The organism is Streptomyces sp. MBT53 (assembly GCF_016654115.1).
In the GTDB taxonomy this organism is placed as follows: domain Bacteria; phylum Actinomycetota; class Actinomycetes; order Streptomycetales; family Streptomycetaceae; genus Streptomyces.
Map to the genome: position 1 here is coordinate 17,446 of NZ_JAEQAZ010000201.1, position 11,012 is coordinate 28,457.

Annotated in this window: 13 protein-coding genes; 9 read left to right on the top strand and 4 right to left on the bottom strand. The window is 70.8% G+C overall.

The annotated features are described in order from the left end of the window. Positions 1–9: 9 nt before the first annotated feature. Positions 10–2,742: a phosphoenolpyruvate carboxylase gene (ppc, locus tag JHN45_RS42835; protein WP_200714919.1), complete on the bottom strand. Its 2,733-nt coding sequence runs from the start codon at positions 2,740–2,742 to the stop codon at positions 10–12. A 304-nt stretch (positions 2,743–3,046) separates the two neighbouring features. Between ppc and JHN45_RS42840 the strand changes: the two genes are divergently transcribed. The 4 genes from JHN45_RS42840 to JHN45_RS42855 are packed head-to-tail and all read left to right on the top strand — an operon-like array spanning position 3,047 to position 5,231. Continuing rightward, positions 3,047–4,063, top strand: coding sequence for a fatty acid desaturase (locus tag JHN45_RS42840; RefSeq protein WP_200714920.1), 1,017 nt, complete (start codon positions 3,047–3,049; stop codon positions 4,061–4,063). Continuing rightward, a complete protein-coding gene (locus tag JHN45_RS42845; RefSeq protein ID WP_200714921.1) occupies positions 4,060–4,737 on the top strand; it encodes a TetR/AcrR family transcriptional regulator in 678 nt (225 codons plus the stop codon). Before JHN45_RS42840 ends, JHN45_RS42845 begins: the two co-directional genes overlap by 4 nt. A 40-nt stretch (positions 4,738–4,777) precedes the next feature. After that, complete coding sequence (locus JHN45_RS42850) at positions 4,778–5,032, top strand: type II toxin-antitoxin system Phd/YefM family antitoxin (RefSeq protein WP_201054775.1); 255 nt, start codon at positions 4,778–4,780, stop codon at positions 5,030–5,032. After that, the gene (locus JHN45_RS42855) at positions 5,019–5,231 is read left to right on the top strand and encodes a type II toxin-antitoxin system RelE/ParE family toxin (RefSeq protein ID WP_234469147.1); all 213 of its coding nucleotides are present in this window, start codon (positions 5,019–5,021) and stop codon (positions 5,229–5,231) included. Before JHN45_RS42850 ends, JHN45_RS42855 begins: the two co-directional genes overlap by 14 nt. On the opposite strand, the gene JHN45_RS42860 is transcribed toward JHN45_RS42855, so the two are convergent. Together JHN45_RS42860 and JHN45_RS42865 are read right to left on the bottom strand one after the other, a co-directional pair. Continuing rightward, positions 5,206–5,586 carry a VOC family protein gene (locus tag JHN45_RS42860; RefSeq protein WP_201054781.1) on the bottom strand — a complete coding sequence of 127 codons (381 nt, stop codon included), beginning with the start codon at positions 5,584–5,586 and terminating at the stop codon, positions 5,206–5,208. The genes JHN45_RS42855 and JHN45_RS42860 overlap by 26 nt on opposite strands. 5 nt (positions 5,587–5,591) lie before the next feature. Continuing rightward, positions 5,592–6,395 (bottom strand): trans-aconitate 2-methyltransferase, encoded by an 804-nt coding sequence (locus tag JHN45_RS42865; RefSeq protein WP_201054776.1) that lies wholly within the window; start codon positions 6,393–6,395, stop codon positions 5,592–5,594. 104 nt (positions 6,396–6,499) lie between these two features. On the opposite strand from JHN45_RS42865, the gene JHN45_RS42870 reads away from it, so the two are divergent. Further along, positions 6,500–6,997, top strand: a complete 498-nt coding sequence (locus JHN45_RS42870) for a MarR family winged helix-turn-helix transcriptional regulator (protein WP_019064646.1) — start codon at positions 6,500–6,502, stop codon at positions 6,995–6,997. Here JHN45_RS42870 and JHN45_RS42875 read toward each other — a convergent pair. After that, complete coding sequence (locus JHN45_RS42875; protein ID WP_019066623.1) at positions 6,956–7,723, bottom strand: response regulator transcription factor; 768 nt, start codon at positions 7,721–7,723, stop codon at positions 6,956–6,958. The two genes, JHN45_RS42870 and JHN45_RS42875, sit on opposite strands and share 42 nt — an antisense overlap. Before the next feature lie 261 nt (positions 7,724–7,984). Here JHN45_RS42875 and JHN45_RS42880 point away from each other — a divergent pair, with 261 nt between their 5' ends. The 4 genes from JHN45_RS42880 to JHN45_RS54865 all read left to right on the top strand — a co-directional run bounded on the left by JHN45_RS42880 (position 7,985) and on the right by JHN45_RS54865 (position 10,737). Then, a complete protein-coding gene (locus tag JHN45_RS42880) occupies positions 7,985–8,440 on the top strand; it encodes an N-acetyltransferase (RefSeq protein WP_201054777.1) in 456 nt (151 codons plus the stop codon). 67 nt (positions 8,441–8,507) lie between these two features. Beyond that, on the top strand, positions 8,508–9,734 hold the full coding sequence (locus JHN45_RS42885) for an MFS transporter (RefSeq protein WP_307783347.1): 1,227 nt from the start codon (positions 8,508–8,510) through the stop codon (positions 9,732–9,734). Positions 9,735–9,766: 32 nt separating this feature from the next. Continuing rightward, on the top strand, positions 9,767–10,333 hold the full coding sequence (locus JHN45_RS42890; RefSeq protein WP_201054779.1) for a hypothetical protein: 567 nt from the start codon (positions 9,767–9,769) through the stop codon (positions 10,331–10,333). Between the two features lie 209 nt (positions 10,334–10,542). Then, positions 10,543–10,737, top strand: a complete 195-nt coding sequence (locus tag JHN45_RS54865; RefSeq protein ID WP_374195676.1) for a trypsin-like serine protease — start codon at positions 10,543–10,545, stop codon at positions 10,735–10,737. Positions 10,738–11,012: the final 275 nt, after the last annotated feature.

Sequence of the window (11,012 nt, forward strand, 5' to 3'; positions counted from 1 at the left end):
CGCTGTTCCTCAGCCGGTGTTGCGCAGGCCCGCCGCCACACCGTTGACGGTGAGGAGCAGGGCACGGCTCAGCAGCGGGTCGGGCTCGGCGCCGGCCGCCGCCTCGTCGCGCTGGCGCTTCAGCAAGGTCACCTGGAGGTACGAGATCGGGTCGAGGTAGGCGTCGCGGATGGTGAACGTCTGCTTCAACACCGGGGTGGCGTCGAGGAGTTCGGCCTCACCGGTGACGCGGAGCACCTCGGCGACGGTCAGATCGTGCTCGGCCCTGATGGTGTCGAAGACGTGCTTCAACTCGTCCGGGACGAGGGTGTCGACGTAGTGCTGGGCGATCCGCAGGTCCGTCTTGGCCAGCGTCATCTCCACGTTGGAGATGAAGTTGCGGAAGAAGTGCCACTGCTCGTGCATCTCGTCGAGCACGGTGTCGAGACCGGCCTCGCGCAGCGCCTTCAGCCCCGACCCCACGCCGTACCAGCCCGGCACGATCTGCCGGGACTGGGTCCAGCCGAACACCCACGGGATCGCGCGCAGTCCGTCGAGCGAGACGCCCGAGCCGGGGCGGCGGGAGGGCCGCGAGCCCAGGTGCAGATCGGCGAGCTGGTCGACCGGCGTGGAGGCGAGGAAGTACGTCGGCAGGTCCGGGTCCTCGACCAGCCTGCGGTAGGCGGCGTGGGCGGCGTCGCTGACCACGTCCATGGCCGCGTCCCAGCGGGCGAGCGCCTCGTCGGACTGACGGGGTGACGTGTGCAGGGCGGAGGCCTGGAGGGTGGCGGCGACCGTCAGCTCCAGGTTCTCGCGCGCCAGCGACGGCACGAGGTACTTGTCGGAGATGACCTCGCCCTGCTCGGTCACCTTGATCTCGCCCTCCAGGGTGCCCCAGGGCTGGGCGAGGATCGCGTCGTGCGAGGGACCGCCACCGCGGCCGACCGTGCCGCCGCGACCGTGGAAGAGCCGGAGCCGCACGCCGTACCGGTGGGCCACGTCACGCAGTCGCCGCTGCGCCCGGTGGATCTCCCACTGACTGGTCGTGATGCCACCGAACTTCGACGAGTCCGAGTACCCGAGCATGACCTCCTGGACATCGCCCCGCAGCGCGACCAGCCGCCGGTAGGACGGGTCCGAGAGCATGTCCTCAAGGATGGTGTCGGCGGCCTTGAGCTCGTCCGTGGTCTCCAGGAGCGGCACGATGCCGACCTTCGCCCAGCCGGCGTGCAGGTCGATCAGACCGGCCTCGCGGGCCAGCACCGCCGCGGCGAAGACGTCGTCGGCGCCCTGGCACATCGAGATGATGTACGACTCGATGACCTCGGGCCCGAAGACCGCGAGGGCCTTCTTGACCGTCTCGAAGACGCCGAGGGTCTTCTCGCCGGCCGCGTCGACGGGCGCGGGCGTCGGAGCCAGCGGCCGCCTCGACCGCAGCTCCTTCGCAAGCAGCTTGGCACGGTACTCGCGGGGCATGTCCGAGTAGCGCCAGGACTCCTCGCCGAGCCGGTCGAAGAGCTGGCCGAGCGCGTGGTGGTGGGCGTCCGCGTGCTCGCGTACGTCCATGGTGGCGAGCTGGAGGCCGAACGCGCCGAGCGTGCGGATCGTACGGTCCATGCGGCCGTCAGCGAAGAGGCCGCCGCGGTGGGCGCGCAGGGAGGTCTGGATCAGGGTGAGGTCGTGCAGCAGCTCGGCGGTGCCGAGGTAGTCGCGGCCGGGCTGGTGCGGGGTGTCCTTGGCCAGGCGGCTCTTGGTGTTCTCCAGCTTCTGCCGGATGCAGGTGGCCTTGAGCCGGTAGGGCTCCTCGGCGTTGAGCCGCTTGTAGCGGGGGCTGATCTCGGGCAGCAGCTCCAGGTCGGCCTGGAGGGACTCCAGCAGCTCGTCCGTCGCGCCGGTGTAGCGGATGGAGTTGGAGAGGAAGCCGCGCAGCTCGTCGATCGTCTCCAGGGCGTCGTTGATGCCGTGCTCGTGCTGGAGGATCAGGACGTCCCAGGTGACCTGGGGGGTGACGTTCGGGTTGCCGTCGCGGTCGCCGCCGATCCAGGTGCCGAAGGTGAGCGGGCGGGTGTCGTCGGGCAGCTTGACGCCGACGCGCTCCAGCTCGGCGGTGAGGTCTTCGAGGACGTCACCGACGGCGCCCGCGTGCAGCTCGTCCAGGTAGTAGATGGCGTTGCGCGCTTCGTCCGCGGGCTCGGGCCGTACGACCCGCAGCTCGTCGGTCTGCCACACCAGGTCGATGTTCTCGGCCAGCCGGGTGTCGTAGCGGCGGCGGTCGGACGCGATGACCGGGGTCTCCAGGAGCGTGGCGATGCGCCGGAGCTTGTTGAGGACCGACCGGCGCGCGGCCTCGGTGGGGTGCGCGGTGAAGACCGGGCGCACGTTCAGGTTCTTGACCGTCTCGCGCAGGTGGTCGGGGTCGGCGTCCTTGAGGCGGTCGGCCGTACGGGCGAGGAGACCGCCCTCGGCGGCCCGGCGGGCGCGCAGCTCGCGGCCGCGGTGCACCTGCTCGGTGACGTTGGCCAGGTGGAAGTAGGTGGAGAAGGCGCGGACCAGCTTGGCGGCGGTCTCCAGCTCGGTGCCGCGCAGCAGCTCGGCGGCGGCCTCGCCGTCCTCCCGGGTGAGGCGGCGGACCTTCTCGACCAGTTCGAGCAGTTCGGGGCCCTCCTGGCGGACGAGGGTCTCGCCGAGCAGGTCGCCGAGGCGCCGGATGTCGGCGCGCAGCTCGTTGTTGGTCGTGGTGGCCTGGTCGTCGGCACTGCTCACAGGTGCGGCTCCTTGCAGTGTTTGAAGCTCATCTGGAGGGAACCCGGACGGCGGTCCCGCGGCGGCTGTCGCATACGGGACGGACATCCGGGAAGAAAAGAGAGCGGACCGCGCTGTCCGACCGACACCAAGGATAGGTGTCCACTCTGACGCGCGGTCTCACGGGCTTCGTCCACCGGTCGACGCACTGCCATACTTACGTCGCCGTAGGTTACGGAACCGTAGGGAAGTCCATGGTGAACTCATACTCGGCTCCCGCCGTCCGACGCTCCGCCTCCACCTCCGAACCCCACAGGGGACGCCCATGACCACGAGCTCCGATGTGATCGACGACGCCCCGCGGGCGAACGACGACGGCACTCCGCTGCCCGCCGCCACCCTCGGCGGCGAGAAAAAGGGGACGCTGGAACAGCTGACCCTCCTCCTCTTCATCACCGTCCCGTTCCTGGCACTGCTCGCGGCGGTGCCGCTGGCGTGGAGCTGGGGCGGGGTGAGCTGGCTGGATCTCGGCCTGCTGGTGTTCTTCTACTACCTGGGCTGCCACGGCGTGACGATCGGCTACCACCGGTACTTCACGCACGGCTCCTTCAAGGCGAAGCGCCCGCTGCGGATCGCGATCGCCATCGCCGGGTCGATGGCGGTCGAGGGCCCGCTGGTGCGCTGGGTGGCCGACCACCGCAAGCACCACAAGTTCTCCGACGCGGAGGGCGACCCGCATTCGCCGTGGCGCTACGGCGAGACCGTGCCGGCGCTGATCAAGGGCCTGTGGTGGGCACACATCGCATGGATGTTCGACGAGGAGCGCACCCCGCAGGACAAGTACGCGCCGGACCTGATCAAGGACCGCACGATCCGCGCGATCTCCCGCCAGTTCATCTTCTGGACGATGCTGTCGCTCGCCCTCCCGCCACTGATCGGCGGCCTGGCGACGATGTCCTGGTGGGGCGCCTTCACCGGCTTCTTCTGGGGTTCGCTCGTCCGGGTGGCGCTGCTGCACCACGTCACCTGGTCGATCAACTCGATCTGCCACGCGGTCGGCAAGCGCCCCTTCAAGTCCCGTGACCGCTCGGGCAACGTGTGGTGGCTGGCGGTCCTGTCCTGCGGCGAGTCCTGGCACAACCTGCACCACGCCGACCCGACCTCCGCGCGGCACGGTGTGATGCGCGGCCAGATCGACTCCTCGGCGCGGATCATCCGCTGGTGCGAGCAGCTCGGCTGGGCCTATGACGTGCGCTGGCCGTCACGCTCGCGTATCGATTCGCGCCGTATCTCCGGTACGGACGGCTCTCAGCCCCGGAAGGAGTCGGCGGAGGCGGCATGATTGACGCCGTGGCGACCGATCCCAGCAGCACCCCGAGCAACGAGAAGCCCCGGCGCGCGCGCCGCACCCGGATGACGGGAGCCGAACGCCGGGCCCAGCTGCTGGAAGTCGGTCGCACGCTCTTCGCGGCGAAAGGTTTCGAGGCCACGTCGGTGGAGGAGATCGCGGCGAAGGCCGGGGTCTCCAAGCCGGTGGTCTACGAGCACTTCGGCGGCAAGGAGGGCCTGTACGCGGTGGTCGTGGACCGCGAGATGCGCCGCCTGCTGGACATGGTGACCAGCTCCCTGACGGCCGGCCACCCCCGCGAACTCTGCGAACAGGCGGCCTTCGCCCTCCTCGACTACATCGAGGAGTACACGGACGGCTTCCGCATCCTGGTCCGCGACTCCCCCATCCCCCAGTCCACGGGCTCCTTCGCCTCCCTGATCTCGGACATCGCGACGCAGGTCGAGGACATCCTGGGCCGCGAGTTCAAGAGCCGGGGCTTCGACGCCAAACTCGCCCCCCTCTACGCCCAGGCCCTCGTCGGCATGGTCGCCCTGACCGGCCAGTGGTGGCTGGACGTCCGCCGCCCGAAGAAGGCGGAGGTGGCGGCCCACCTGGTGAACCTGGCGTGGCACGGTCTGGACGGGCTGGAGGCGAAGCCTCGGTTGATAGGGCACCGGAAGGCCTGATCACGGGCTGGCAGGGTCGGCTTCGTGGGACTGTGGGGGCATGACGAAGATGTCGGTCACTGAGGCCGCCTCCGAACTCGGCGACCTCGTGCGCCTCGTGGCCCACAACCGGGAGTCCATCGCCCTCACCGAGGACGGACACGTGGTCGCACTCCTCGTCTCGCCGCAGGTGATGGAGGATCTCGAAGACGCCCTCGCCGTCTCGGACCATCAGCGGCGCAAGGCGGATGGCACTCTGGGTGCGGGCATCCCCATGGCTGAGGTGCGAGGCCGACTGGGCCTTGAGAAGAAGTGACCTGCGAGATCATTTCCGAGCCTCACGCCCTGGACTGCGCCACTCGCTCGACGAACCGGCGCACAACCCCCGCCCCGTCAACTCCGTAGCCTACGGCGTCGACATCCGGCGCCTCCGCGTCGGCGACTACCGCGTCCTGTACGTCATCGACGACGAAGTGATCCACATCCTCGTCACCCACCTGGGCCGGACCGCCTGACCGCCTCCAGGAACTCCAGCCGGTTCCCCACCGGATCCTCCGAGTAGAAGCGCCGGCAGCCGGGCAGGTCCGTGTCCCAAGTGACGGGCGCTCCAAGGGACTTCAGCCGGGCCGCGTACGCCTCGATGTCGGTGACGCGCAGCCCGGGATGCGCCTTCTTCGCGGGCCGGAAGTCAGCCTCGATCCCCAGGTGCAGCTGCACCGCCCCCACCCCGAACCAGCACCCACCCCTCGCCGCCAGCACCGGCGGCTTCGGGATCTCGGTCATGCCGAGGGTGTCGACGTAGTAGCTACGCAGCGCGTCCTCCGAACCCTCCGGGGCCGCCAGCTGCACATGGTCCACGGCCGAGATCACCGCCGTCACACCCCCTTACGGGCCACCGCGAACAGCCGCCGGAACGGCAGCACCGTGCCGTACTCCGCCGTCGGATACGCCTCGCGCAGCAGCTCGCGGTACTCGGTGACGAATGCGTCCCGCGCCTCCGGGTCGTCGGCGAGCGCGGTCAGGACCGGTCGCAGGCCGGTGCCCTTGACCCAGTCGAGGACGGGGTCGGGGCCCGGGAGGATGTGCTGGTACGTCGTCTGCCAGACGTCCGCCGCGCAGCCGAGGCGGGCCAGGCGGTCCAGGTAGACGCCGGGTGCGTGGACCGAGTCCTCGCGGCGCAGCACCTCGCCGAGCCGGCTCTTCCAACGGGCGGTGGCGGCGAGTTCGCGCATCAGGGTGTGCAGGGGCGCGTCGATGTTGTCCGGGACCTGGAAGGCGAAGGTGCCCGAGGCGGCGAGCGCGGCCACCCAGTCGCCGAAGCGGTCCAGGTGTCCCGGCACCCACTGCAGCGCCGCGTTCGACACGATCAGGTCGTACGGCTCGGTCGGCGCCCAGGTCGTCGCGTCCGCGTGGGCGAAGTCGAGGTGGCCGCCACCCGCCGTGGGGCCGGCGTAGGCGGCTGCCTTCTCCAGCATCTCGGGTGAGTTGTCGTAGCCGGTGATGTGCGCGGTGGGCCGGCGGTCGGCGAGGACGGCGGTCATGTTGCCGGGGCCGCAGCCGAGGTCGGCGATGCGGGGCGGGGTGCCGGGGACGTCGGTGACGCGGGCGAGGAGGTCGGTGAACGGGCGGGCGCGGTGGTCGGCGTGGCGCAGGTACTGGGCGGGGTCCCAAGTCGTCATGTCTCCCACTTTCCCCGCCCCATTATCTCGATGTCAAGAGACTTGAGATCGAGCTAGTTGATGTCAAGAGACTTCATGTCGACACAACCACTACACTGATCGTCATGGAGGACGAGGTCGATCGGCTTGTCGCAGCGTGGCGCCGGGAGCGCCCGGACCTCGACGTGGAGCCGCTCGAGGTGCTCAGCCGGGTGAGCAGGCTGGCCCGGCACCTGGACCGGGCGCGCCGGCTGGCGTTCGCCGAGCACAGCCTCGAACCCTGGGAGTTCGACGTGCTGACGGCGCTGCGGCGCGCGGGCAGCCCCTATCAGCTCTCCCCCGGCCAGCTGCTGACCCAGACGCTGGTCACGTCCGGCACGATGACGAACCGCATCGACCGCCTGGCCCAGAAGGGCCTGGTCGAGCGGCTTCCCGACCCCAGCGACCGCCGGGGCGTGCTGGTCCGGCTCACCGAGGAGGGCCAGGACCGCGCGGACCAGGCCCTGGCCGGACTGCTGGCGCAGGAGCGCGCGATCCTCGCGGAACTCTCCCGCGCCCAGCGGGGCGAACTGGCGGGACTGCTACGCCAGTTGACCGCCCCGTTCGACAACATCCCCGGCTAGGTCGACGGGTCCGACCCCCGCGCGCCGGGCGAGAGCCACCGCCGCGAGGGTCGAGTGGACCCCCAGCTTGCCGAGCACGTTTTGCATATGCGTCCGGACTGTGTGCGGGGAAAGGAACAGTCGCTCGGCGACCGCTTTCCGGCCCAACCCGGCCACCATGCAGCGCAGAACCTCACGCTCCCGCGGAGTCAGCGACTCCACCAGACGCTCGCTCTCGGTGCGGTGCTTGCGTGCGGCCGTCAGCTCGCGCAGGACCCCGGTCAGCAGGGCCGGCGGCAGATGCGTCTCGTCGCGCAGGACACCTCGGATGACGGTTAAAAGCCTGGACAGCGAGCAGTCCTTGGCGACCCAGCCGGACGCCCCGGCCTGCAGGGCCAGCGCGGCCCGGCGCGGATCGTCCTTCTCCGCCAGCACGACCATCCGTACGCTCGGCTGGGCGGAACGGACCCCGGCGACCAGGGAGATCCCGTCCACCAGCCCGTCCTCGTTGCCCGCCTGTACCGGCACCGCGGGGCGAATGCCCTGCACATTGCCGCCCAGGTCGGCGTCCACCAGCAGGACGTCGAATCTGCGGCCCTCGGCGTTCGCGCGCTCCATGCTGCGCAGCGCGGCGGGACCACTGCCGGCCGCGGACACGTCGACATCTGGCTCGGCCGCCAGTGCCGCGGCGAGCGACTCGGCGAAGATGCGATGGTCGTCGACGACCAGGACTCGGATGCGAACCACGAAACCCCCTTCCCCAGGCTCCTGGTGGAGCAGGGGATACCTCATCGTCGGGAGACGAAGCGATGGTTGCGGGTACGACGCCCGGGAGCTGCCGAAGCCGCACGGCCGCCGCCGTGCAGAGACTGCTACCCCCACATCGGGCGTCGTACCCGACTTGTCTCGCCCCCTGATCAGCACCGGCCCCCACCGGTGCTGTTCACAGGGTACGGCCGGGGCGCAGCAGCGGAACCCAATTTGCAGAACTGACTGTCCGCCGCGTTTATGGTGAGCCGCATGTTTCGTATTGAGACGGAAGTCGACAGAGAGCGACGCGATCTGCTCCGCGCCCGGCTGCTCGAAACCAACACGGCCGCGTCCCCGGTGCTGCGCGCACTGCGCGGAACCCCTCGCGAACGTGAAGTTCCGCTCCATGTGTGGGCGTTGGACGACTCGGGGGAACTGGCGGGCGGAGCGGTCTGCCACACGTGGGCGGACTGGCTCCACGTGACCTATCTGTGGGTGGACGGCCGGCACCGGGGGACGGGGCTGGGCGGCCGGATCCTGGCCACGGCCGAGCGGATCGCCCTGGCCGAACGCGGCTGTGTGGCGGCCCGGCTCGAGACCTGGGACTTCCAGGCACCGGAGTTCTACAAGAAGCAGGGGTACGAGGTGGTGTCCGTGATCCCGGACTATCCGCCGGGGGTCACGGAGTACACGCTCACCAAGAACCTGGACTGATCACGGCGGTCGGCGAAGTGGCCGGTTGTGGACGTGTGTTGATGTCGACCCTCTAAAGTCCCTGGCCGTGACAGTCACTTCGACTCAGGGCACCGGACAATCATCGCTGTGGCGTGAACGGCCGTTCGTGCTGCTCGCCGCCGCCCGCACCGTCTCCGTGCTCGGCAACGGATTCGCCCGGGTGGCCCTCGCCTTCGCGGTGCTGGCGCTGCCCGGCGCCGGACCCGGCCGACTCTCCCTGGTGCTGGCCTGCCAGGCGGTGCCGCAGCTGGTGCTCATCCTGGTCGGCGGGGTGATCGCGGACCGGATGTCACGCGCCCGGCTGATGGCGCTCGCGGATGTGCTGGGGGCCGGGGCGTACACGGGCCTGGCCGTGCTGGTCCTGTCCGGGCACGCGCCGGTCCTCGCGATGTGTCTGCTGGCGGTGGCGGCCGGTACGGCGACGGCCCTGTTCGCCCCGGCGATGGAGGGCATCGTGCCGCTGGTGGTGTCCGCGGACCGCCTGCAGCGGGCGAACGGTCTGCTGCGGGTGGGCACCAACAGCGCGCTGCTCCTGGGCCTGTCGCTCTCGGGCGTGACGGTGGCGCTGGTCGGCCCCGGCTGGGCGCTGGCCCTGAACGCCGCGTCCTTCGCCCTCAGCGCGGCCCTGACCGCCCGCCTCCCGGTGCCGGCCCGCCCGCCCAGGAAGACCTCCGGCTGGGCCGATCTCCGGGACGGCTGGCGGGAGTTCGCGTCCCGCCAGTGGCTGTGGGTCGTCGTCGCCCAGTGGTCGATCGTGGTGGCGGCGCTCAACGCGAACGTGGGCGTCCTCGGCCCCCTGACCGCCGACCGCTATCTCGGCGGCGCCCGCGCCTGGTCGCTGATCGTCGCCGCGCAGGCCCTGGGCACGATCGCCGGCGCGGGCCTGGCCTCCCGCGTCCGGGTCCGCCGCCCGATCCTGGTGGCGGTCCTGGCCACGTTCCCGACGGCGGCACCGGTCGCCCTGCTCGCGGTGCGGGCCCCGGTCTGGCTGATCGCCGTGGCGATGTTCACGGCCGGGGTCTCCAGCGACGTCTTCGGCGTCCTGTGGAGCACCACGATCCACCGCGAGATCCCCGAGGAGTCCCTCTCCCGCGTCAGCTCCTACGACTACTTCGGCTCCCTGTCCTTCGCCCCCCTGGGCCTGCTGATCGCCGGCCCGCTCGCGTCGGCCGTGGGGCTGGGGCACGCCCTCGCGGGCTGCGCGGGTCTGGTGGTGCTGGCCACGGGGGCGGCGCTGCTGGCGCCGGGGGTGCGGAGGCTGACGGCTCCTTGACCAGCCGGCACTACGAAGAGCGGACACACCCGATGAACGTACGACGGACGCTGCCGGCCCTCGTCCTGCTTGCCGCGCTGGTGACGGGCTGCTCCACGGTCCAGCACCAGGACTCCACCGACGGGCCGTTGGACCAGCCCGGCGATTCCGACGGCGGATCGGGCGTGGAGTGCATTCCGGCGAAAACGGGCGGCAGCATCTTCTTCGGCGGCGACGAGTTGCACAACTACGGCCACAAGGCCCTCGTCATCGACAAGATCACGCTGCGCAAGGCGAGCGGCGTACGCCTGGTCGAGGCGCTCATCGTGTCCAACTCGTCGTCCTTCATCGGCTACGGCCACGGCTGGCCCCCCGATCCGGAAGCGCGCACCGGACCCGGCATCGACTGGGCCCACCGCCGCAAGGCCGTGGGAGCAACCATCTCCCCCCAGTCCGACCACGCGAAAGTCGCGAACAACCTGGTCCTGCATCTCCAGGTCACCGCCGCCTCCGGGGCGCGCATGGCCGGAATCCAGGTGCGTTACCACGTCGACGGCTCCGCCTACATGTGGGACAACGCGCTGGGCCTGACCGTGGAAACGAAGAAGACGTCATGCTGAACCGCCCACGCCCCGTAGCCTCGTGAAGAGCGTCCCGCAGCGGTGCTGATGATCCTCGTCGGCCTGCGGCCGGGCGGCTCGGCGGGCCCGCACACTACAACGGGGCCGCCCCCTGCCGCCGCACACCCGTCCCGCTGTGTTTCATACCTGGCGAGCGGTGCACCCGCGCCCAGCGCGACCTGGACATCGCCCCCAACCCCGCCTGGCAGCTGTGCGCCGTACCGGCCGCCGAAGCCACCCGCAACACCTGCACGGGCGACTCCGGCAGCCCGGTACTGACCGCGAACAGGGGCCGGGGTCTGGTCGCCCGGGGCCCCGACTGCCGTCTCGACGACGTGGGTGTCTACGTGCGGGTCCCCGCGCTCAGCACCTGGGTGACCGCCGGACCCGCAACGGCACGATGAGGCCGCCGCGAGCCCGAGAGCACGCTGGGGGCGACACCTCGCGAGCCGGCCCGAACCGAACCGAACCGACCGGCAAGACGCGGCGCCTCACTGCACCGCCGCGCCTCCGCCGGAAACACGCGCGGAGCGGTACAGCCAGCCCCCGCGCACGCCTCCCCCACCGCCTTCGTCACCGCGTCCGCGCCCCCGGCCTCGACCAGCACGACCGGGAGGACCAACACCTCGCAAGCCGAGCCGAGCCAAGTCGCCCCACCCCGCCCCGCAAGGCGCCGCGC